Genomic DNA, 21,509 nt, shown 5'->3' with positions numbered 1-21,509 from the left:
CCGGCCGCATGCGCCGCGATGCCCGTTGCGGCCGAGCGTCGCCGATCTGCCGCCGAACGTCGCGAACGCGCGCCGTCCGCCGGTCGGCAACTGGCGATCTACGCTCGCCCGCTGCCGAATTGGAATGCCCCCGCCCCGGGTCTTGGTTGGCCCAATATCAAAAAGGGGCATTGCATGATCATCACCACTCGTACCCGCCTGCTCGCAACCGCGGCCTTGCTGCTTGCGGCGGCGACTCCGGCGTTCGCGCAGGATGTTCCCACCGCGGATCCCGCCATGCCGGCCGCGCAGGGCCAGACCGGCGAGGGGCAGGGCGACGGCGAGATCGTCGTCACCGGCTCGATCCTGCGCCTCGCCGACGCCGCCACGCCATCGCCCGTCACCGTCGTCACTTCGGAGACGCTTGACCAGCGCGGCATCAACACCGTGCAGGACGCGGTCCAGCAGCTCGCGTCGAACAACGGCCCGGCGCTGACCAACTCGTTCACCGCCAACGGCGCCTTTGCCGGCGGCGCCTCGGCGGTGTCGCTGCGCGGGCTTTCGACCAGCTCGACTCTGGTGCTGTTCGATGGGCTGCGCGCCGCCTATTTTCCGCTCGCAGATGACGGCTCGCGCAACTTCGTCGACCTCAACACCATCCCCGACGACATCGTCGACCGCGTCGAGGTGCTGCGCGACGGCGCCTCGTCGAGCTATGGCGCCGATGCGATCGCCGGCGTCGTCAACATCATCACCAAGCGCGAATTCAAGGGCGTGGCGGGTCGCGCCGAGGCGGGGATCGCCGAGCGCGGGTTCGGCGCCAACCAGCGGCTGACGCTCACGGCGGGCACCGGCGACCTCGATGGCGACGGCTACAATGCCTATCTGAGCGGCTTCTATTTCCGCAGCGAGTCGGTCGTCAACAAGGACCTGCGCGCGCCGTTCAACTCGGACGATCTGCGCGGCCTCTGCAGCGACCGGACCGGCTCGCTGCAATGCGGCCCGAACAATGTGATGAACGGACTCGACGGCGACGGGAATTTCCCGAATCTCGGCTTCGTCGTCGGCGCCTCGACCTTTTTCGTGCGCCCCTATGACGCGACCAACACCAATGCGCTCGGCCGCTACCAGCTGCTCAACCCGACCGCGGGCTGCCGGGTCGGCACGCTGTACAGCCCGACCGCCGCCGAGCTCGCGGCGAGCAACAACGGCTCGGTGCCGACGCGGCTCTGCCAGCAGGACACGACCAATGCCTTTGGCACGGTCACGCCCAATATCGAGCGCTTCGGCGCCTCGGCGCGCTTCACCACCAAATTGGGGGAGGACACCGAAGCCTATCTGCTGATCAACTTCCAGCAGAGCACGACCAATTTCACCGGCGGCCCCGCGGCGATTCGCGCCAACGCCAATACCGGCATCCGCTATCCGCGATTCTCGACCGCGACCGGCGCGGGGGCCGTCGCGCCGGGATCGGGCGTGCTGACGCTGCCGGTCTATGTCTGCCCGCAGGGTGTCGGCTCGGCGAACGGGCTGGGCACCGGCTGCAACGCCGGCAATGGCGTGCTCAATCCGAACAATCCTTTCGCGGCGCAGGGTCAGGTCGCGCGGCTGGTGGGGACGCTGGCGGACACGCGCACCTTCAACGAGACGCGCAGCAAGGTCTATCGCGCGGCGTTCGGTCTCAGCGGAAGCGTGTTCGACGACTGGAATTATCAATTCAACGCGACGGCGATGCACACCGATCTGCGGCTGCGCACCGATGGCTTCGTCTGGATCCAGAACCTGCTCGATGCGGTCGCGCGCGGCACCTATAATTTCGTCAACCCCGAGCAGAACAGCGCCGCGGTGCGCGACTATCTCTCGCCCGAGAACATCACGCACGACAGCTCGGACCTCTATCAGGCGCAGCTGACCGTCGCGAAGAAGCTCGCCGATCTTCCCGGCGGTCCGCTCCAGCTCGGTCTCGGCGCCTCGATCTTCTACGAGGCGGTCGACGCGCCGAGCGCCAATGACGACTTCGCCGGGCCCACGCAGCGCTTTTTCACGCTCAACGCCTTCGGGACGAGGGGCAATCGCACGGTGACCTCGGCCTTTGGCGAAATCAACGCGCCGATCTTCGACATGCTCGAGGTCAACGCGTCGGGGCGCTACGATCATTATTCGAGCGGGCAGAGCGCCTTCTCGCCCAAGGTCGGCGCCAAGTTCACCCCGATCCGCCAGGTCGCGCTGCGGGGCACCTGGTCGCGCGGCTTCCGCATCCCCAGCTTCGGCGAGGCGAATGCGCTGCCGACCACCGGCTTCGTCACCCAATCGGTCGCCAACATCCCCGCGAACTTCCTCGCCCAGTTCGGCGCCAATTGCCGGCCGGACAATGCCGCGGGCTGTCCCACCTATGTCACGGTCTATGCGATCGGGCTGACCACGCTCGCCTCGCCCGATCTCAAGCCCGAGAAATCGCGCAGCTTCACTGCCGGCCTCGTGTTCGAGCCGATCCGCAATCTTTCGCTGACCGTCGACTATTTCAACATCCGCAAGACCGGCGCGATCACCGCGCCGTCCTCGGATCCGGCGATCTCGGCCTATTACGCCGGCACCGCGATCCCTCCGGGTTACAATGTCATCCCCGACGCGCCCGATCCCAACCATCCCAATGCGCGGCCGCGCATCGCCTTCGTCGAATCGCAGCTGATCAACGCCAACACGATCCAGTCCGAGGGTATCGATTTCGGCGTGAACTTCGCGCACAACTTCGGCGGCTTCCGCTGGTCGAGCAATCTCGACGCCAGCGTGATCCTCGAGCTCAGCACCACCTTCCCCGATGGGCGGAAGGAGAATTACGTCGACACGCTCGGCAACTTCAATCTGACCGCCGGATCGGGCACCTTCCGCTGGCGCGGGACGTGGCAGAACACGATCGAGACTGGGCCGCTGATGCTCACCGGCACCGCCAACTATATCAGCGGCTATGATCTGTCGGCGATGGATCAGGGTACCGATTATCGCGATTGCGGGATGGCGCCCGATTATGTCGGCTGCCGGGTGCGCCGCTACATCACCTTCGATCTCAACGCGACGATCAAGGTCAGCGACAATTTCAGCTTCTATTTGAACGCGTTCAATCTGTTCGACGCGATGCCGGGGGTCGATCCGGTAACCTATGGCGCGTTCAACTACAACGCCATCCAGGGCGGCAACAACATCCTCGGGCGCCAGTATCGCGCGGGGGCTAAGTTCCGCTTCTGATCGGAGTCCCCCCGGGGCGGCGGGCCGGGCGCCCGTCGCCCCTCAGGCGTGCTGGCGGAGCATCTCGCGCAGGCGCCGCGCATAGACCCGACCGGTGGCGATCCGGGTGCCGTCGCGCAGGATCACGTCGCGCCGCCCGGTCGCGGTCTGGCGCAGCTGCGCGATCGCCGCGATCCGCACCAGAGCGGCGCGGTGGACGCGGACGAACTTGGTCGTGTCGATCCGCTCGGACAGCGCCTTGATCGACAGCCGCAGCAGATGCGAGCCCGAGGGCGTGTGCAGCCGCACATAATCGTCCTCGCTGCTCACCCAATCGACCTGATCGAGCGCGACATGGGTCAGGCTGCCGCTGACCCCGCGGATCCAGAGCTCGGTCTCATAGGGAGACGGCGCCGCGGTGTGGAACTCGGCGCGCAGATCGGTGATGATCCGGCGCATCTCCTCATTCTCGCGTGCGGCGTCGTCGGCGACGAGGCGCATCCGGGCGCGCGCGATCGCCTCTTCCAGCCGCGCCGCCTCGATCGGTTTGAGGACATAGTCGACGGCCGAGACCGCGAAGGCGCGGATCGCGAAATGATCGAAGGCGGTGGTGAAGATCACTGCCGGCGCTGCCTCGGGCGCCAGCTGGTCGAGGATATCGAAGCCGGTGCCGTCGCGCAGGCGGATGTCGAGCAGGACGATGTCGGGCCGCAGCTCGGCGATCGCGTGCACGGCCTCGCGGCACGACGCCGCCGATCCCGCGTGGCGCACCCCGGGAATCGCCTTGAGCAATATCTCCAGCCGCCGGATCGCCAGCGGCTCGTCGTCGACGATCAGGACCGTGCAGCCGGTCACGGCGCGAACGCCAGCGGCATGGTGACGCGCGCCTCGAACCAGCCTTGGCCGGGGGTCAGCGTCAGGCTCTGCGCGTCGCCGAAATATTCCGCGAGGCGCTGGCGAACATTGGCTGTGCCGATACCTTCGCCCTTGGGCGACCGGCGCATCGCGTCCGCATTGCCCGAATCGACCACGAGGATCGACAGCTGCTCGCCGATGCGTTCGGCAGTGAGGGTGACGCGGGTGGGCGGGCGCGACACCGCGACGCCGTGTTTGATCGCGTTCTCGACGAGTGGCTGGATGATCAGCGCCGGCACCGCCGCCTTGCGGAGGTTATCGGGCAGGTCGATTTCCACCGCGAGATCGGGATAGCGCATCTGCTCGATCGCGAGATACCGGCGATGGAGCTCGAATTCCTGCTCGAGCGGCACGTCGACCAGCGGATCGATCGCCAGCGTCGAGCGGAAGAAGGTCGAGAGCCGGGCGAGCATGCGCTCCGCCTCGGCGCCGCGGCCGTCGAGGATCAGCGCCGAGATCGAGTTGAGGCTGTTGAACAGGAAATGCGGGTTGATCTGGTTCGAGAGTGCGCGGAGCTTGGCGGTGTGCGCCATCGTGCGCAGCTCGGCCGCCCGCTCGGCCTCGTGCCGCGCGTCGAAATTATATTCGATCGCGAGATAGAGCCCGGTCCAGGCGATGAAGAACCACGTCCACATCGACAGCACGTACATCGCATCGTTCCAGTCGACGACGACGAAGCGCGCGGTGCGGCCGTAGAGCGCGGCGAAGGCGAAGTAATTGGCCCAGGCATAGGCCTCGGCGGCAAAGGGGGCGATTGCCGACACCGCGATCGCGCGGGTGCGGAACGAGCGATGCGAGAGCCGACGCAGCAGCCGGTGCATGCCGTAGCAGATCGCCACGCCGATCGCCGACATCGCGATCCGCAACAGCGCCGCCTCGAACGCCATATGGCTCCGCTGAAGGATCGTGCCGAGCGTGAACAGCGCGATGCTCGCCCCCCACATGCTGAGCGTGAGCACCAGCTTGGCGCGTGTCTCGGCCCGCGCCTGCGGGCGCACGCCGCCGACCTCCTCGACGAGGAAGAATTCGCGATGGGCGGCGGGATTCGGAGCGTCCACCGGACGGGTGATCGCAAAAGCGGCAGGGCGTGTCGACCGACGCTCGGCCGCTCAGAATCGACGTTCGGCCTCGCGCTGTGGCGTCGCGGCGGCGTGCGGCTGCCACGCCATGGCATCGGCCCAAGGTTCGGCCGAGCCGATCCACAAGGCCGTCGAGCCGCGCGCGTCAGGCTCGACGCGCAGCACGAGGCCCCATTGACGGCGCGCCTCGATCGGATCGGGCGCGCCGAGCGCCGCGAATTTGCGGCGGATGCGATAGGTGAGGACGTTGAGCGACGAGATATTGGCGCCGACGCCCGCCAGCGTCTCCGCGATGTCGCCGAGTGCAGCGCGCCCGCGGCGGACGAGGAGCGTCATCAGCGCGATCTCGGCGGGGGACAGGCCCAGCGGCTTGCCGCGCCAGAAGAGCTCGGGCGGCTCGCTGGTCACCGCCAGCGCGCCGCGCCACAGCATTGCCGGATGCGCGTCCGCGATCGCATGGATGTGCCGGTGTTCCATCACGCCGCGAGCCTAGCCCGTGCGAGAGCGGCATCCAGCGCGCTACCGCCCAACGCCGCTCTGGCGTCGACCAACGGCGCGCGGCTTTACAACCGGCGAGAAAAAGTCTGATTATTCCTGCGCCAGAAGGGGAGGAAAGATGGTCGTGAAACGGGGTTCCGGCGGTGCGGTGTCGCGGCGCTCGGTGCTGCGCGGCGGCGTGGCGATCGGCGGGCTGGCGACGCTGCCCGAGCCCGCGATCGCCGCGCCGGCGCGGCTCGCCCCGCGTCCGCCGATGGGCTGGAACAGCTGGAACAGCTTCGCCACCACCATCACCGAGGCGCAAGTGCGCGAGACTGCGGCGATCATGGCGCGCAAGCTGCTCCCCTTCGGCTACGACGTCTTCACCGTCGACATCCAATGGTATGAGCCCGAGGCGAAGAGCTACAGCTACAATGCCCATCCGGTGCCGACGATCGACGGGCATGGCCGGCTGCTGCCCGCACCCAATCGCTTCCCCTCGAGCGCCGGGGGCAAGGGCTTCGCGCCGCTCGCCACCGATCTGCACGCGCTGGGTCTCAAGTTCGGCGTCCATCTGATGCGCGGGATTCCGCGGCTCGCGGTCGAGCGCGACTTGCCGGTGCTCGGCACCCGGACCAGCGCGCGGCGAATCGCCGACACGAACAGCGTCTGTCCGTGGAACCCCGACATGTACGGTGTCGACATGCGCCAACCCGGCGCGCAGGCCTATTATGACGGCGTGTTCCGGCTGCTCGCCGAATGGGGCGTCGATTTCGTCAAGATGGACGATATGAGCCGGCCCTATGACGCGCACGCCGCGGAGATCGAGGCGGCGCACCGCGCAATCGCGCGCTGCGGACGCCCGATGATCCTCAGCCTCTCACCCGGCGAAACGCCGGTGGTGCGCGCCGACCATGTCCGGCGGCATGCCCAGATGTGGCGGATCTCGGACGATTTCTGGGACGAATGGTCGATGCTCGAGGCGCAGTTCACCCGGCTCGAGAACTGGAGCCCGCATATCGGGCGGGGCGGCTGGCCCGATGCCGATATGCTCCCGCTCGGCAAGCTGGCGCTGGGCGCGCGCGACACGCGCTTCACCCCCGCTGAGCAGCGCACGCTGATGACGCTCTGGGCGATCGCGCGCTCGCCTTTGATCATGGGCGGCGACCTGCGCCACCTCGACGCCGACACGCTCGCGCTGCTGACCAATCGCGAGGTGCTCGCCGTCAATCAGGCGAGCAGCGACAACCGGCCCTATTTCGTCGCCGACGGCACGCGCATCTGGTCGGCCCGCGCGCCGGACGGGGCGCAGTTCCTCGCGTTGTTCAACACCGGCAAGGCGCTACGCCAGATCGGCTTCGATCTCGCGCCCCTCGGCCTCGCGACGGCGCGGGTCCGCGATCTCTGGGCGGGAAGCGATATCGGCGTGGCGCGCGGCAGGATCGAGCAGACGCTGCCCGGGCACGGCGCGGGGCTCTATCGGCTGACGCCCGCATGAGCGCCTAGCGCGCCGCCGCTCCCGCGAGCAGCACCGGCCAGGCGAGCGGCCGCCGTGACGTCTCGCCGGCCAGCGAGTCGGCGAAGCCGCGCAGGCCGGGGTCGAGCAGCGCGGCCAGTGCGAAGGTGTCGACGGCGTTTGCGCGTTTCCATGCGTGCGGCGCATAGTCGCGTTGCCCCGCCGCTGCACGGTCGCGATCGAACTTCACGCGCGAGCCCACGAACTCGACATGGCTTTGCTTCCCCCCGGCATAGGGCTGGAGCCAGCGCACCGCCTGCGCGAGGCTCGCGCCCGAGGGGCTCTTCCAATGATACCAGTCCTCGCCATGGCGCTGCGCCGCGATCGCGGCGACGAGCAGCGGCTCGAGGTCGTAGGTCACGTAGTGAAGCGCATCGCGCTCGGTGAAGTCGGACACCGTGCCATCGGGGCCGATATTGCCCGCTATCTGTCGGCGGAATGCCGCGCGCGCCCGAGCGATCAGGCCCGGATCGCCGAGCTGGAACGCGGCGAGCGTCGCCAGCTTGATGCGATGGCTCTGCCAATTGTTGTGCTGGTTCTTCGGGATGCGTTCGGCCGCGGCGAGATAGCCCTCGGCCATGCGGCGCCAGAAGCGCGCGAGCGTGGCCCGCGTCTTCGGCGGCAAGTCTGCCTCGACGAGATCGGTGGCGAGCAGCAGCGTGTCGAATCCGGTCTCGTCGATCGGGTTGAACGAGATCCGGTAAATGCCCGTCCACGCGCCGAGATAACGCGCCGCCTGGTCCAGATAGCGCCGGTCGCCGCTGAGCCGCCAGGCGAGTGCGAGATCGAGGACGATCGGCTGGTCCTGCTTCGCTTTGAGGCTGATATCGCGGATGCCCTTTCCGGGAAGCGTGCCCTCGGTGTGCAGGCGGGGGAGCGGGGCGGGCGGTCGGGCCAGCGCCGCCCCGGCGCGTGCGAGGACGCCGCGCGCGACCGGCGTCGCCGCTTCGCCGCGCAGCGAGGCGGCGTCGAAGACGGCGAAATCCTGCGCCGCCGCGGGGGTGGCGAGCAGGAGGAGCGAACCGATAAACAACGACTTCATGGAAATCCCCGCATGGCTGTGCGGCGCACTGGCACGGCTCAACGTGCCGGTGGAGCGCGGGATGCTGCAGATGCGACCGATCGGGGCCGCAGGAAGGCGACCGGATCGGGCCATCTCCCCGGTTGCCTCGCAACGGGCTTTCGCCCATCACCGCCGCCATCGGAGGAAGCGCATTTGGCCAGCGGCGCCGCGACATCTTTGTTCGACGCAGCGACGATCGCCGATCGGTGGATCGCCGATTATTGCGCGCATGTGGATGCCGGCGACGTGCTCTGCGCCCGGCGCCGCGATCCCGAATGGGCCGCGCTGCTGGAGGAGCTGGCGGCGCTCTCGGGCGAGGCGCTCGGCACCGCTCGCGAGCGCGCGCAGCGGCATGCCGAAGACATCGGCACGGGTTTCCGCATCGTCGATGAGGGCGAGGAACGCCCTTGGCCGCTCTCGCCGGTGCCGCTGCTGATCGAAAAGGCGGAGTGGGACGGGATCGCCGCAGGAATCGTCCAGCGCGCCGGGCTTCTCGAAGCGGTGCTGCAAGATCTTTACGGCGAGTCGCGCCTCGTCGCCGACGGCCATGTCCCCGCGGCGCTGGTCGGCGGCAGTCCGTTCTTCCTGCGCCCGCTCGCGCATCTCGCGCCGCCCGGGGGGCATCACCTCCAGTTCGTCGCCGCCGATCTCTGCCGCGGCCCTTCGGGCGAATGGAGCGTGCTCGCCGATCATCTGCGGGCGCCCGCCGGCGCGGGCTATGCGCTCGAGAACCGGCTGGCGATGGCGCGCACGCTCGGCGACCTCCAGTCGCGGCTCAACATCGAGCGCCACGCGCCCTTCTTCGCCGCGTTTCGCGAGGGGCTGGCGGCGGCCTGCCGGCGCGCCGAACCGCGCATCGCGTTGCTCACCCCCGGGCGGCTCAACCCCAGCTATGCCGAACAGGCGCATCTCGCGCGCTATCTCGGTTTCCTGCTCGTAGAGGGCGCCGATCTCGCCGCGCTCGACGACCGGCTCTATGTCCGCACCATCGCCGGGCTCAAGCGCGTCGACGCGCTGTGGCACCGGCTCGATCCGCGGCTGCTCGATCCGCTCGCGCTCGATTCGCATTCGACGATCGGCGTGGCCGGGGTGATCGACGTGATGGCGGCGGGGGAACTGGTCGTCGCCAATGCGCCCGGCGCGGGGCTGCTCGAGGCGCCGGCCTTCGCCGCCTTCCTGCCGCGGCTCGCCGAGGTGCTGACCGGCAAGCCGCTGCTGCTTCCCAATATCGCAACGTGGTGGTGCGGGCAGGATGCCGAGCGCACGCATGTCCTCGCCAATCTCGACTCGCTGGTCGTCGCGCCGGCCTTCGGCGTCGCGCCGCTCGGGCTGCCTGACGGCAAGCCGGCGCTCGGCGCCGCGCTCGACGCGCCGGCCCGCGCCGCGCTGTGCGACGACATGGCGCGGCGCCCGCAGGACTATGTCGGGCAGGAGGTGGTGCGCCTCTCGACCATGCCGACCGTCGCCGACGAGGCGCTCACCGCGCGGCCGTTCACCTTGCGCGTCTTCGCCGCCCGCGGCAGCGACGGCGCCTGGGTCGTGCTGCCCGGCGGCTTTGCGCGGATCGGCGCGCATCCCGATCCGCGCGCCGCGGTGATGGGCGAGGGGATTTGGTCGGCCGACGTCTGCGTCCATGGCGCGGACCCGGTGACGCCGGTTTCGCTGCTGCCCCCGGGCGACACCAGCCAGTTGCGGCGCAATCCCGGCACCTTGCCCAGCCGCGTCGCCGACAATCTGTTCTGGCTCGGCCGCTATCTCGAGCGCGGCGAGGCGCTGCTCGGGCTGGTCCGCGTCCTGCTCGGCCATTCGATCAGCGCGGATACCGGCGCGGCGCTGGCATCGGACACCGTCGCCGGGCTTGTCCGGCTCGTGGTGCAGGCCGGTGCCGCGCCCCAGCCGAATGGGTTCAGGCGCGCCGACCTGACCCAGCTCGCGCGCACCGCGCTCGAAGGCGAGCAAGCCAGCGTCGACGCGATCAATCGCCAGGCGCGGTCGATCGGCGCGGTGTCGCGCGAGCGGCTCTCGGCCGACATGATCCGCTTGCTCGACGCGCCCTTTCCGCAGCGCGGCGGGCTGCTCGATCGCGCCGGCTCGCTCCAGCGGCGCTATTCGGCGCTCAACGGGCTGGCGAGTGAGCATATGACGCGCACCGATGCGTGGCGCTTCCACGATATCGGCCGGCGGCTCGAGCGGGCGGTGGCCGCGATCGGCTTCATCCGCACCTTTGGACGCCCCGATGCGACGAGCGACGATCTCTCGACCCTGCTCGATCTGATGGACAGCCAGATCAGCTATCGGCAACGCTATCTCACTGGCATGGCGCGCATTCCGGTGCTCGATCTGGTGACGCTCGACCCCAATAATCCGCGCGCGCTCGCCTTCCAGGTCGCGGCGATTTCGGGGCATCTCAACAAGCTGCCGCTGCTTTCGGACGACGGCCTCGCCGAGCCTCAGCAGGAACATGCGCGCGGCATCGCGGCGTTGCTCGTCATCACCAACGCGGCGCGACTCGACGATGCGCTGCTCGCCGATGTCGAGGCGCGGCTGCTGCAGCTTTCCGGCGCAATCGCGCGCCGCTATTTCCTGCAGGGCGCCGAACCGCTGCGCGCTGCCGGCCTCGTCCTGGCCTGATCCCCGCATGCTCTACCAGATCCGCCATGTGACGCGCTTCGACTATGCCGAGCCTGTCGCCTTCGCGCGCAACAATCTGCGGCTCAAGCCGATCCTGTGGTCGGGCCAGCAGCTCGAGGATCATGCCCTGATCATCGAGCCGCAGGGTCGCGTCTTCCCGGCGCGCGCCGAGGCGGGCCTCGCCAATGTCGTGCGGCTGGTGGTCGAGCAATCGGCGCGCACGCTCAGCATCGAGAGCCGCGCGCGGGTGCGGGTCGATCGGCCGGTCCCGATGCCGGATGCGTCCGATCCGGTTCTTGCCGATATCGCGCGATGGGCGCGTGAGAGCCGCGATGCCTCCCCCGCGGGGCCTGCCGCCTATCTCTTCCCGTCGCCGCGCATCCCGCTCGACCGCGACATCGCAGCATGGTGCGCCGCCGATCTCGATCCGGAGCGCGGGGTGCTCGATGCGGCGCTCGCGCTCGCGCTGCGCATCCAGCGCGAGTTCGCGTTCGATCCCGCCGCGACGCTGGTCGACACGCCACCGCGCGAGGCGTTCCGCAAGCGCGGCGGCGTCTGTCAGGATTTTGCGCAGATCATGATCTCGGGGCTGCGCGCCGCCGGCCTGCCCGCGGCCTATGCCTCGGGCTATATCCGCACCCTGCCACCGCCGGGCAAGCCGCGGCTGGTCGGGGCGGACGCCACCCATGCCTGGGTGCTGGTATGGGCCGGGCCGGCGCTCGGCTGGGTCGGCGTCGATCCCACCAACGGCATCTGGATGGCCGGGGATCACATCGTGGTCGCGATCGGCCGCGACTATGCGGATGTCGCGCCGATCGACGGCATCGTTCTCGGCTGGGGCGCGCAGCAGATGCGCGTCTCGGTCGATGTCGAGCCGCTGGAACAGGTTCCCGCCTGAGCCGGGGTTGCGCAAATCTGCCGCCGCGCCGATGTTCGCCGGCGCAAGCTCCTGTAAGGGGCGACCAACTTTGGTGATGATCACGAGGAATTGAGTGGCCGATCCCTATGCAACTCTGGGCGTGGCGCGGGGCGCGACCGAGGCCGATATCAAAAAGGCCTATCGCAAGCTCGCCAAGGAGCTGCACCCCGATCGCAACAAGGATAATCCCAAGGCGTCCGAGAAGTTCAGCCTGGTGACCGCCGCCTATGATCTGCTGAGCGACAAGGACAAGCGCGCGCGCTTCGATCGCGGCGAGATCGATGGCGACGGCAACCCCACCGCGCCGTTCGGCTTCGGCGGCGGCCAGCAGGGCGGCTTCCGGCCCGGCAGCGCCGGCGGGTTCGATTTCGGCGGCGAGGCCAACGATCTTGGCGACATATTCGAGGGGCTGTTCGGAGGTGCCGGCCGGCGCGGCGGCGGCGGGTTCAGCGGCGGTTTCGGCGGCTTCGGGCGCCGGCCCGCGGCCAAGGGCGCCAATGTCGCCTATCGTCTCGCCGTCGCGTTCGAGGACGCCGCGAAGCTCGCCCCGCAGCGAATCACGCTGCGGGACGGCAAGACGATCGACCTCAAGCTGCCGGCCGGCGTCGAGACCGGCACGCAGATGCGCCTCGCCGGCAAGGGCGAGGAAGGGCCCGGCGGTTTCGGCGACGCGATCGTCACGATCGAGATCCAGCCGCATCGCTTCTACGAGCGGGCGGGCGACGACATCCGCCTCGATTTGCCGGTGAGCCTTTCCGAAGCGGTGCTCGGCGCCGAAGTGCGCGTCCCGACGCCCGACGGCGCGGTGATGCTCAAGGTTCCCAAGGGCTCGACCTCGGGCAAGGTGCTGCGACTCAAGGGGCGGGGCTTCCACAAAAAGGGCAGCGGCCGCGGCGATCTGCTGGTCACGCTGATGGTCGATCTTCCGGTCGACGACGATGCTCTGGTCGAGTTCGTGCAGGGCTGGCAGGACAAGGGGAACCCGCGTGGCCGCATGGGCGTCTGAGCGCCTGTGGGAATAGACGCGTGAAGCAAGCGGGATCCGCCGACGCCGAGGCGAAACCCGGGACCGGTGTCCGCATTCGCGCGGCCTTGGGCAAGCTCGGCGTCGGCCCGCGCTTCTTCCATGTCGCCGGGCGCGTCGTCACCGACACCTTCAACGAAGGTTTCACCTATGCCGGCAATTTCGCCTATCTCGCGCTCGTCACGCTCTTCCCCTTCCTGATCGTCGCGGCGGCGGTCGCCCAGCTGATCGGGCGCAGCGCGGAGGGCATCCGCACGCTCGAGGCCTTTTTGCAGACCATGCCGCCGGATGTGGCCGAGGTGTTGCGCAAGCCCGCCGCCGACGTGCTGCAGGCGCGGACGGGCAATCTGCTATGGTTCGGCGCGATCGTCGGCCTGTGGACCACTGCCGGCTTCATCGAGACGCTGCGCGGCGCACTCCGTCAGGCCTATGGCGTGCGTTCGAGCACGCCCTTCTGGCGCTATCGCCTCGGCGCGATCGGCATCACCGTCGCCTCGGTGATCCTCGCCATGGCGGCGTTCAGTTTTCAGGTGCTCCTGACCGGGGTCGAGCAGTTCATCTATCAGTTGCTGCCCTGGGCATCGGATACCCAGTCGCTGATCTCGTTCAGCAAGGGCGTGCCGGCGCTGATCCTGTTCGGCGCGCTGTACATGATCTTCTACTCGCTGACGCCGAGCCGCTACCGCTACTCCAAATGCCCCAAATGGCCCGGGGCGGCGTTCACCGCCGCATGGTGGATGTTCGTCACCGCGATGCTTCCGCGCGTGCTCGGGCTGCTCGGCAGCTACGATTTGACCTATGGCAGCCTTGCCGGCGTGATGATCGTGCTCATCTTCTTCTACATGATCGGGCTCGGCATCGTCGCGGGGGCCGAACTCAACGCCGCCCTAGCCGAACCGGTGCCGGACGGGCTAGAGGAGGCGCGCCAGAAGGAGGATACGGCGTCGTGACGGGATTGATGCAGGGCAAGCGCGGGCTGATCATGGGACTTGCGAACGATCGTTCGCTCGCCTGGGGGATCGCCCAGAAACTGCGGGAACAGGGCGCCGAGCTCGCGTTCAGCTATCAGGGTGAAGCGCTCGAGAAGCGCGTGCGCCCGCTCGCCGAACAGCTCGGCAGCGATTTCCTGATCGATTGCGACGTCTCGGACATGGCCGAGCTCGACAAGACCTTCGCGACGCTGGCCGAGCGCTGGCCGACGATCGACTTCGTCGTCCACGCGATCGGCTTCTCGGACAAGAACGAGCTGCGCGGCGGCTATGTCGACACCAGCCTCGACAATTTCCTGATGACGATGAACATCAGCGTCTATTCGTTCGTCGCGGTCTGCAAGCGCGCGGCGGCGATGATGCCAAACGGCGGCAGCCTGCTGACGCTGAGCTATTACGGCGCCGAGAAGGTGATCCCGCACTATAACGTGATGGGCGTCGCCAAGGCCGCGCTCGAGACCAGCGTCCAGTATCTCGCGGTCGATCTCGGTCGCGACAATATCCGGGTCAACGCGATCTCGGCCGGACCGATCAAGACGCTGGCCGCCTCGGGGATCGGCGACTTCCGCCTGATCCTGAAGTGGAACGAGCTCAATTCGCCGCTCAAGCGCAATGTCACGATCGAGGATGTCGGCGGCGCCGGCCTCTATCTGCTCTCCGATCTGTCGTCGGGCGTCACCGGCGAGACGCATCATGTCGATGCCGGCTACAACGTCATCGGCATGAAGGCCGAGGACGCACCCGACATCTCGCTGGTGTAATATAAAGTACTTTACAGCCCTTTAAAGTTCTGCAAAGCATTGCGCTCCGCAGGCTCATGGAGGCTGACATGCCCACGATTGAGGTGGATTTCGACACGTTCAAGGCCATAACTGCTCGACGCCCGGACGAGAGCGTTACTGAAGGTGATGTGGTGCGCTCTGCGCTCGGACTGCCACCTAAAAAAGGAATTATGGATGGCATTAAGGCTGCCTTCGCAACGAGTTGGCTGAGCGAAGGCGTGGCGTTCAAGGTCGGCCAAGAGTTGCAGCACAGGTTCCGAGGCGGGAAAACGGCTATCGCACGGATCACTGCCGGTGGCGTCGAATTTGAAGGCAAAGTCTATGGTGGGCTTTCTCCTGCGGCAAAGGCAGCGGCCGGACACGAAGCCAATGGATGGCAGTTTTGGGAAGTGCACCGGGCGGATGGCTCTTGGGTAAAAGCTGACACTCTGCGTAGCTGAGGGTTGTCGGACGTGGAGCTATATGAGACGGGGGCGGCTAAATGAGCTTCAACACCTTCGGTCGCGTGTTCCGCTTCACTACCTGGGGCGAGAGCCATGGGCCGGCGCTCGGCGCCGTGGTCGATGGCTGTCCGCCGGGGCTCGCGCTCTCGGAAGCCGATATCCAGCCCTTTCTCGACAAGCGCCGTCCGGGGCAGTCGCGTTTCACCACGCAGCGGCAGGAGCCCGATCAGGTCCGCATCCTCTCGGGCGTGTTCGAAGGGCGCACCACCGGCACGCCGATCAGCCTGATGATCGAGAATGTCGACCAGCGCTCGAAGGACTATTCGGAAGTCGCGGCCGCCTATCGCCCCGGCCATGCCGACTATGCCTATGACCAGAAATACGGCTTTCGCGACTATCGCGGCGGCGGTCGTTCCTCGGCCCGCGAGACCGCAGCGCGCGTCGCCGCCGGCGCAGTCGCGCGGCTCGCCATCCCCGAAGTGAAGATCCGCGCCTGGGTCGAGGCGATCGGCGGCGATGCGATCGATCCCGCCAATTTCGACGCCGACGAGATCGACCGCAACCCGTTCTTCTGCCCCGATGCGGCGGCGGCCAAGCGCTGGGAGACGCTGGTCGACGACGCGCGTAAGGCCGGCTCGTCGCTCGGCGCAGTGATCGCCTGCGAAGCGATCGGCGTGCCGCCGGGCTGGGGCGCGCCGCTCTACGCCAAGCTCGACAGCGAACTCGCTGCCGCCTGCATGTCGATCAATGCCGTCAAGGGCGTCGAGATCGGCGACGGCTTCGCCGCGGCGACGCTCAGCGGCGAGCAGAATGCCGATGCGATGCGTCCGGGGCCGGACGGCGTGCATTTCCTTGCCAACCATGCCGGCGGCATCGCCGGGGGAATCTCGACCGGCCAGCCGGTGCTCGTCCGCGTGGCGTTCAAGCCGACCAGTTCGATCCTGACGCCGGTCGAGACGATCACCCGCGAGGGCGAGGCGACGGAGATCCGCACCAAGGGCCGGCACGATCCCTGTGTCGGCATCCGCGGCGCGCCGGTGGTCGAGGCGATGGTTGCGCTGGTTCTGGCCGATCAGAAGCTGTTGCACAGGGCGCAGTGCGGCTGATCCCGCGCTAGTCTCGGCTCGGGGTCCATCGGTTTTGTCGCAGCGGCGAAGCGACCCCGCCGCACGCAACCCTGCGCCCGACGAGGCCGTTCACTTCCTGCCATTTTTGGTCAATGCAGGAGTGTACAACATGCGTAAGCTCACCTTGTTCCTTGCCGGTGCGATGCTGCTTCCTACCGTCGCGATCGCGCAGACGGCGCCGCAGTCGAGCGATCCGTCGGCATCCGACAGCGCCCAGACCCACAAGAAGCACAAGAAGGAAAAGCGCAGCGATCCGAGTGCGGACACGACCACGTCGACGACGCCCGACAGCGGCACGACGGGCAGCGGCACCGCCGGCGATCCTTCGACCGCACCGTCGACAACGGCTCCGAGCGATCCTAGCGCCGGTGGCACCACGACGCCGCCGGCCGATCCGGCCGCGCCGACGCCGCAGCGCTAAGGCAGGTCAGGGGCCCCGGCGGTAGACCGTCGGGGCTCCTTCCTCGTCAGTCCGCGAACGGATCGCGGACCAGAATCGTGTCGTCGCGCTCGGGGCTGGTCGAGACCAAGGTCACCGGGCACTGGATCAGCTCTTCCAGCCGGCGGATATATTTGATCGCCGCGGCGGGCAGTTCGGCCCAACTGCGTGCCCCCGCGGTCGATTCGGACCAGCCGGGCATCGTCTCGTAGATCGGCTCGATTGCAGCCTGATCCTGCGCGTTCGACGGATAATAATCGAGTGTCTCGCCGCGCAGCTTGTACCCGGTACAGATCGCGATTTCCTCGAACCCGTCGAGCACGTCGATCTTGGTCAGCGCGATCCCGGTGATCCCCGATACTGCCGCCGACTGGCGCAGCAGCACCGCGTCGAGCCAGCCGCAGCGGCGCTTGCGCCCCGTGACCGTGCCGAATTCATGCCCGCGCGTGCCGAGGCGCTCGCCGATGTCATTGTCCTGCTCGCTCGGGAAAGGGCCCGAGCCGACGCGCGTCGTATAGGCCTTGGCGATGCCGAGCACGAAGCCGACCGCGCCGGGGCCCATCCCCGAACCGCTCGCTGCGGTGCCGGCGACGGTGTTCGACGACGTGACGAACGGGTAGGTGCCGTGATCGATGTCGAGCAGCACGCCCTGCGCGCCTTCGAACAGGATGCGGCGTCCGCGGCCGCGCGCTTCGTTGAGCATCCGCCACACCGGTTGGGCGAAGGGAAGGACGAACCCCGCGATATCGCGCAGCTCGGCAATCAGCGCGTCGCGGTCGATCGCGGGCTCGTTGAAGCCGGCGCGCAGCGCGTCGTGATGCGCGAGCAGCCGATCGAGCTGCGGCCCGAGCTCGTCGAGATGCGCGAGGTCGCAGACGCGGATCGCGCGACGGCCGACCTTGTCCTCATAGGCCGGGCCGATGCCGCGGCGGGTGGTGCCGATCTTGCCCGCGCCGCTGGCGTCCTCGCGCAGCGCGTCGAGATCGCGGTGGAAGGGCAGGATCAGCGGGCAGGTGTCGGCGATCTTGAGCGTGTCGGGGGTCACGTCGACGCCTTGGCCGCGCAGCTTCTCGACCTCGGCCTTGAGATGCCACGGATCGAGCACGACGCCGTTGCCGATTACGCTCGGCGTGCCGCGAACGATTCCCGAGGGGAGCAGCGACAGCTTGTAGACCTTCTCGCCGACGACGAGGGTGTGGCCGGCATTGTGCCCGCCCTGGAAGCGCACGACGACATCGGCGCGCTCCGCCAGCCAGTCGACGATCTTGCCTTTGCCTTCGTCACCCCATTGGGCGCCGATCACTGCGACATTTGCCATGGATACACGTCTCCGCCTGCCGGACGGACCCAAAGCCGCCCTTCGACAGGACTCGGCGGCTGGGCGGGACGGGGGCCGGTGGGCACTGCCCCGAAGCCGCGGCGCCAATGGCCCCCGGGGCAGGGCGCGTCAAGTGCCTATGCTATTTCATCGGTGCGGCGGGCGCGCGAACGCGCTGAAGCGTCTTGCCGCCAGCCGCTCGACTTGGCGGCGCTCCGCCCTATGCTGGAGCAAAAGGAGAGAACAGCATGAAACTTGCCAGCCTCAAACACGGTCGCGACGGCAAGCTCGTCGTCGTGTCGAACGATCTGGCATGGTGCGCCGACGCCACGCACATCGCGCCGACGCTGCAGGCGGCGCTCGACGATTGGGAGCGGGTCGAAGCCGATCTGCGCAACCTCGCCACCGATCTCGAGCATGAGACGATCCCGATGCTGCGCTTCCATGAGCGTCAGGCCGCCGCGCCGCTGCCGCGCGCCTATCAATGGGCCGATGGCTCGGCCTATGTGAACCATGTCGCGCTGGTCCGGCAGGCGCGCGGCGCCGAGATGCCCGACAGTTTCTGGCACGATCCGCTGATGTACCAGGGCGGCAGCGACGGATTTCTCGGCGCGCGCGATTCGATCCCGCTCGCCGACGAAGCCTGGGGCTGCGATCTCGAGGGCGAGGTCGTCGTCGTCACCGGCGACGTGCCGCTCGGGGCGTCGCGCGAGCAGGCGCTGGCCGCGATCCGGCTCGTCGGGCTCACCAACGACGTGTCGCTCCGCAACCTGATCCCCGACGAGTTGGCCAAGGGCTTCGGCTTCTTCCAGTCCAAGCCGGCGAGCGCCTTCTCGCCGGTGTTCGTCACACCCGATGCGCTGAGCGAGTGGTGGAAGGACGGCAAGCTCCACCGCAAGCTGATGGTCGACTTGAACGGCCAGCCCTTCGGCCGCGCCGAGGCGGGCGAGGACATGACCTTCGATTTCGGCACGCTGATCGCCCACGCCGCGAAGACGCGCGCGCTCGGCGCCGGGACGATCATCGGCTCGGGCACCGTCTCGAATCGCGATGGCGACGGCGGCCCGGGCAAGCCGGTCGCCGAGGGAGGGGTCGGCTATTCGTGCCTCGCCGAGATCCGCACGATCGAGACGATCCGCGGCGGCAAGCCCGAAACGCCGTTCCTCAAGCCCGGCGACACCGTCCGCATCTGGGCCGAGGATGACAAGCACCACTCGATCTTCGGGGTGATCGAGCAGACCGTGGGAGGCTGAAGCCTAACCGTGCTCCTGCGAAAGCAGGAGCCCAGGGCGCCGAGCATATCGCCTGTGGCTCCGGGCTCCTGCTTCCGCAGGAGCACCGGGCCGCGAATCACCCCCCCACGATGCTCCGCGCCACCGCCTCCGCCGCCTTGATCCCGTCGATCGCGGCCGAGAGGATGCCGCCGGCATAGCCCGCGCCTTCGCCGGCGGGAAACAGCCGCTCGACATTGAGGCTCTGATGATCCTTGCCGCGGGTGATCCGCACCGGCGAGGAGGTGCGCGTCTCGACGCCGGTCATCACCGCGTCGGGATGGTCGTAGCGCGCGATCTGGCGGCCGAACACGGGGAGCGCCTCGCGAAACGCCTCGATCACGAAGGGCGGCAGGCAGGCCGAGAGGTCGGTCATCGTCACCCCCGGCTTGTACGAAGGGGTGACTTCGCCGAGCGCGGTCGAGGGGCGCCCGGCGAGCAGATCGCCGACCAGCTGCCCCGGCGCATGATAGTTGGAGCCGCCGGCGATGAACGCGCGATCCTCCCAATGGCGCTGGAGCTCGATCCCGGCGAGCGGCCCGCCCGGATAGTCGCGCGCCGGATCGATCGCCACGACGAGCCCCGAATTGGCGTTGAACTCGGCGCGCGAATATTGGCTCATCCCGTTGGTGACGACACGGCCCTCCTCCGAGGTCGCCGCGACAACGCGCCCGCCCGGGCACATGCAGAAACTGTAGACCGAGCGCCCGTTGGAGGCGTGGTGGACGAGGCTGTACGCCGCCGCGCCGAGATCGGGATGTTTGGCGCATTTGCCGAAGCGCGCCTGATCGATCCAGCTCTGCGGATGTTCGATCCGCACGCCGATCGCGAAGGGCTTGGCCTCCATATGGACGCCGCGGCGATGGAGCATCTCGAAGGTCGGTCGCGCGCTGTGCCCCACCGCGAGCACGACATGGTCGGTCTCGAGGAAGCTGCCGTCGTGAAGATGCAGCCCGCGCACGCGCTGCCGCCCATCGGGCAGCCGCTCGAGTTCGAGATCGTCGACCCGGGTCTGCCAGCGATATTCGCCGCCCAGTTCCTCGATCGCCGCGCGCATGCTCTCGACCATGGTGACGAGGCGGAAGGTGCCGATATGCGGGTGCGCCTCCCACAGGATGTCGTCGGGCGCGCCCGCCCTGACGAACTCCTCGAGCACCTTGCGGCCGAGGAAGCGCGGATCCTTGACCCGGCAATAGAGCTTGCCGTCGGAGAAGGTGCCCGCGCCGCCCTCGCCGAACTGGACGTTCGAGTCGGGGTCGAGCTCGCCGCGCCGCCACAGCCCCCAGGTATCCTTGGTCCGCTGGCGCACCACCTTGCCGCGATCGAGGATGATCGGGCGGAAGCCCATCTGGGCGAGGATCAGTCCGGCGAACAGCCCGCACGGCCCCGCGCCGATCACCACCGGGCGGAGGCCCTGCCAGCCCTCGGGCGCGCGATCGGGAAAGCGATAGGTCATGTCGGGCGTCGGCCGCACGTCCTTGTCGCCGGCGAAGCGCGCGAGCAGCTCCGCCTCGCCGTCGAGTTCGATATCGAGCGTGTAGACCAGCTGGATCGCGTTGCGGCGGCGCGCATCGTTGCCGCGGCGGTAGAGCGTCCAACCCCTGAGCGCCGCGCGTTCGATCCCCAACCGCGCGCAGATCGCTTCGGGCAGCGCATCGGCGGGGTGATCGAGCGGCAGCGAGAGTCCGGACAGGCGCAACATCCGCGGCCTCCTGGAGGCTAAACGCGGGAAGCGCAAATTCGGGAGCGATCAGAAGAGCGAGCCTTGGCGCGCCGTCAGCTCCCAGCTGCCCACGACCGCATGGCCTTTGCCGTGCACGCTGTTGATCAGCAGGAGCTGCCTGGCCTGCCACGCGATCGGCGGAACGGGAATATTGCGCTGCTGCCATTCCTCATAAGTGAGCGAAGCGTGCGGATGGAAGGCATAGTCCGGAATCTCGATTCCGAAGGCGCCGAGGCGCGCCACAAGCAGGCGCTGGAAAGCGCGCAGCGCCTGCGTCCTGCCGCCGACAAGGGCATTGCCGCTGATCCGGTTGAGCGCGACTTCGAACGGTTCGGCCTGCAGCGATGCGGCCGCATGACGGATGCGATCTACGGTCTCCGGCGAGATCAATCGGATGTCGCCGAAGGGCAGGAGCGTGATGTGGAAGCGCTCGACGGCATATTTGCGCGCCATATCATGTTGCCGCCGCAGGGCGTCCATCGCCCTGGCGGCGCCCGGGTCGGGCTTGATCATGAAATAGAGCATCTGGTCGTCGCGGCGCAGCTGCTGGCCGGATACGGACTCGCCGGTGGTGGGAAACATCATGCTCGTC

Annotated in this window: 18 protein-coding genes; 11 read left to right on the top strand and 7 right to left on the bottom strand. The window is 68.3% G+C overall.

The window, feature by feature from the left end; genetic code table 11:
- Nucleotides 1–174: 174 nt before the first annotated feature.
- Nucleotides 175–3,222, top strand: a complete 3,048-nt coding sequence (locus E5A74_RS13210; RefSeq protein WP_135985672.1) for a TonB-dependent receptor domain-containing protein — start codon at nucleotides 175–177, stop codon at nucleotides 3,220–3,222.
- Between the two features lie 42 nt (nucleotides 3,223–3,264).
- Here E5A74_RS13210 and E5A74_RS13205 read toward each other — a convergent pair whose 3' ends face one another.
- From E5A74_RS13205 to E5A74_RS13195, 3 genes are read right to left on the bottom strand one after another with little or no spacing between them, the layout of a single operon-like run.
- Nucleotides 3,265–4,056 carry a LytR/AlgR family response regulator transcription factor gene (locus tag E5A74_RS13205; RefSeq protein WP_135985670.1) on the bottom strand — a complete coding sequence of 264 codons (792 nt, stop codon included), beginning with the start codon at nucleotides 4,054–4,056 and terminating at the stop codon, nucleotides 3,265–3,267.
- Complete coding sequence (locus tag E5A74_RS13200; RefSeq protein WP_135985668.1) at nucleotides 4,053–5,174, bottom strand: sensor histidine kinase; 1,122 nt, start codon at nucleotides 5,172–5,174, stop codon at nucleotides 4,053–4,055. The genes E5A74_RS13205 and E5A74_RS13200 overlap by 4 nt, the downstream gene beginning before the upstream one ends.
- 51 nt (nucleotides 5,175–5,225) lie before the next feature.
- Entirely contained in the window at nucleotides 5,226–5,672 is a 447-nt protein-coding gene (locus tag E5A74_RS13195) for a helix-turn-helix domain-containing protein (RefSeq protein WP_135985665.1), read from the bottom strand.
- A 145-nt stretch (nucleotides 5,673–5,817) separates the two neighbouring features.
- Between E5A74_RS13195 and E5A74_RS13190 the strand changes: the two genes are divergently transcribed.
- Nucleotides 5,818–7,170 (top strand): glycoside hydrolase family 27 protein, encoded by a 1,353-nt coding sequence (locus E5A74_RS13190; protein WP_420822501.1) that lies wholly within the window; start codon nucleotides 5,818–5,820, stop codon nucleotides 7,168–7,170.
- Between the two features lie 4 nt (nucleotides 7,171–7,174).
- On the opposite strand, the gene E5A74_RS13185 is transcribed toward E5A74_RS13190, so the two are convergent.
- Nucleotides 7,175–8,230, bottom strand: a complete 1,056-nt coding sequence (locus E5A74_RS13185) for an alginate lyase family protein (protein WP_135985661.1) — start codon at nucleotides 8,228–8,230, stop codon at nucleotides 7,175–7,177.
- A 174-nt stretch (nucleotides 8,231–8,404) separates the two neighbouring features.
- Here E5A74_RS13185 and E5A74_RS13180 point away from each other — a divergent pair, with 174 nt between their 5' ends.
- From E5A74_RS13180 to E5A74_RS13145, 8 genes are all read left to right on the top strand, one after another.
- Nucleotides 8,405–10,882 (top strand): circularly permuted type 2 ATP-grasp protein, encoded by a 2,478-nt coding sequence (locus tag E5A74_RS13180; RefSeq protein WP_135985659.1) that lies wholly within the window; start codon nucleotides 8,405–8,407, stop codon nucleotides 10,880–10,882.
- 7 nt (nucleotides 10,883–10,889) lie between these two features.
- On the top strand, nucleotides 10,890–11,780 hold the full coding sequence (locus tag E5A74_RS13175; RefSeq protein ID WP_135985657.1) for a transglutaminase family protein: 891 nt from the start codon (nucleotides 10,890–10,892) through the stop codon (nucleotides 11,778–11,780).
- 94 nt (nucleotides 11,781–11,874) lie between these two features.
- Nucleotides 11,875–12,807 (top strand): DnaJ C-terminal domain-containing protein, encoded by a 933-nt coding sequence (locus E5A74_RS13170; protein ID WP_166745749.1) that lies wholly within the window; start codon nucleotides 11,875–11,877, stop codon nucleotides 12,805–12,807.
- A gap of 20 nt (nucleotides 12,808–12,827) precedes the next feature.
- On the top strand, nucleotides 12,828–13,775 hold the full coding sequence (locus E5A74_RS13165) for a YihY/virulence factor BrkB family protein (protein WP_240699800.1): 948 nt from the start codon (nucleotides 12,828–12,830) through the stop codon (nucleotides 13,773–13,775).
- Nucleotides 13,772–14,575 carry an enoyl-ACP reductase FabI gene (fabI, locus tag E5A74_RS13160; protein WP_135985653.1) on the top strand — a complete coding sequence of 268 codons (804 nt, stop codon included), beginning with the start codon at nucleotides 13,772–13,774 and terminating at the stop codon, nucleotides 14,573–14,575. The genes E5A74_RS13165 and fabI overlap by 4 nt, the downstream gene beginning before the upstream one ends.
- Nucleotides 14,576–14,643: 68 nt before the next feature.
- Nucleotides 14,644–15,036 (top strand): DUF2924 domain-containing protein, encoded by a 393-nt coding sequence (locus tag E5A74_RS13155; protein ID WP_166745750.1) that lies wholly within the window; start codon nucleotides 14,644–14,646, stop codon nucleotides 15,034–15,036.
- A gap of 41 nt (nucleotides 15,037–15,077) precedes the next feature.
- Entirely contained in the window at nucleotides 15,078–16,145 is a 1,068-nt protein-coding gene (gene aroC / locus E5A74_RS13150) for a chorismate synthase (RefSeq protein ID WP_135985649.1), read from the top strand.
- 130 nt (nucleotides 16,146–16,275) lie between these two features.
- The gene (locus E5A74_RS13145) at nucleotides 16,276–16,587 is read left to right on the top strand and encodes a hypothetical protein (RefSeq protein WP_135985647.1); all 312 of its coding nucleotides are present in this window, start codon (nucleotides 16,276–16,278) and stop codon (nucleotides 16,585–16,587) included.
- A gap of 46 nt (nucleotides 16,588–16,633) precedes the next feature.
- Here E5A74_RS13145 and E5A74_RS13140 read toward each other — a convergent pair whose 3' ends face one another.
- Entirely contained in the window at nucleotides 16,634–17,923 is a 1,290-nt protein-coding gene (locus E5A74_RS13140) for an adenylosuccinate synthase (RefSeq protein ID WP_135985645.1), read from the bottom strand.
- Between the two features lie 248 nt (nucleotides 17,924–18,171).
- Here E5A74_RS13140 and E5A74_RS13135 point away from each other — a divergent pair, with 248 nt between their 5' ends.
- Complete coding sequence (locus E5A74_RS13135; protein ID WP_135985642.1) at nucleotides 18,172–19,176, top strand: fumarylacetoacetate hydrolase family protein; 1,005 nt, start codon at nucleotides 18,172–18,174, stop codon at nucleotides 19,174–19,176.
- 97 nt (nucleotides 19,177–19,273) lie between these two features.
- Here the strand turns inward: E5A74_RS13135 and E5A74_RS13130 are convergent, their stop codons facing one another.
- Together E5A74_RS13130 and E5A74_RS13125 are read right to left on the bottom strand one after the other, a co-directional pair.
- Nucleotides 19,274–20,896: an NAD(P)/FAD-dependent oxidoreductase gene (locus E5A74_RS13130; RefSeq protein WP_135985640.1), complete on the bottom strand. Its 1,623-nt coding sequence runs from the start codon at nucleotides 20,894–20,896 to the stop codon at nucleotides 19,274–19,276.
- Between the two features lie 48 nt (nucleotides 20,897–20,944).
- Nucleotides 20,945–21,502: a 2'-5' RNA ligase family protein gene (locus E5A74_RS13125; RefSeq protein WP_135985638.1), complete on the bottom strand. Its 558-nt coding sequence runs from the start codon at nucleotides 21,500–21,502 to the stop codon at nucleotides 20,945–20,947.
- Between the last annotated feature and the right edge of the window lie 7 nt (nucleotides 21,503–21,509).

The organism is Sphingomonas naasensis, assembly GCF_004792695.1.
Taxonomy (GTDB): Bacteria; Pseudomonadota; Alphaproteobacteria; order Sphingomonadales; family Sphingomonadaceae; genus Sphingomonas; species Sphingomonas naasensis.
This window is presented reverse-complemented; position numbering and strand designations above follow the sequence as displayed.

Bases quoted from the DNA above. Each gene is read 5' to 3' on its own strand.
- E5A74_RS13125 (WP_135985638.1), bottom strand. From the start codon at position 21,502: ATGATGTTTCCCACCACCGGCGAGTCCGTATCCGGCCAGCAGCTGCGC.
- E5A74_RS13135 (WP_135985642.1), top strand. From the start codon at position 18,172: ATGAAACTTGCCAGCCTCAAACACGGTCGCGACGGCAAGCTCGTCGTC.
- E5A74_RS13155 (WP_166745750.1), top strand. From the start codon at position 14,644: ATGCCCACGATTGAGGTGGATTTCGACACGTTCAAGGCCATAACTGCT.
- E5A74_RS13185 (WP_135985661.1), bottom strand. From the start codon at position 8,230: ATGAAGTCGTTGTTTATCGGTTCGCTCCTCCTGCTCGCCACCCCCGCG.
- E5A74_RS13195 (WP_135985665.1), bottom strand. From the start codon at position 5,672: ATGGAACACCGGCACATCCATGCGATCGCGGACGCGCATCCGGCAATG.
- aroC (WP_135985649.1), top strand. From the start codon at position 15,078: ATGAGCTTCAACACCTTCGGTCGCGTGTTCCGCTTCACTACCTGGGGC.
- E5A74_RS13130 (WP_135985640.1), bottom strand. From the start codon at position 20,896: ATGTTGCGCCTGTCCGGACTCTCGCTGCCGCTCGATCACCCCGCCGAT.
- E5A74_RS13145 (WP_135985647.1), top strand. From the start codon at position 16,276: ATGCGTAAGCTCACCTTGTTCCTTGCCGGTGCGATGCTGCTTCCTACC.
- E5A74_RS13210 (WP_135985672.1), top strand. From the start codon at position 175: ATGATCATCACCACTCGTACCCGCCTGCTCGCAACCGCGGCCTTGCTG.
- E5A74_RS13175 (WP_135985657.1), top strand. From the start codon at position 10,890: ATGCTCTACCAGATCCGCCATGTGACGCGCTTCGACTATGCCGAGCCT.
- E5A74_RS13140 (WP_135985645.1), bottom strand. From the start codon at position 17,923: ATGGCAAATGTCGCAGTGATCGGCGCCCAATGGGGTGACGAAGGCAAA.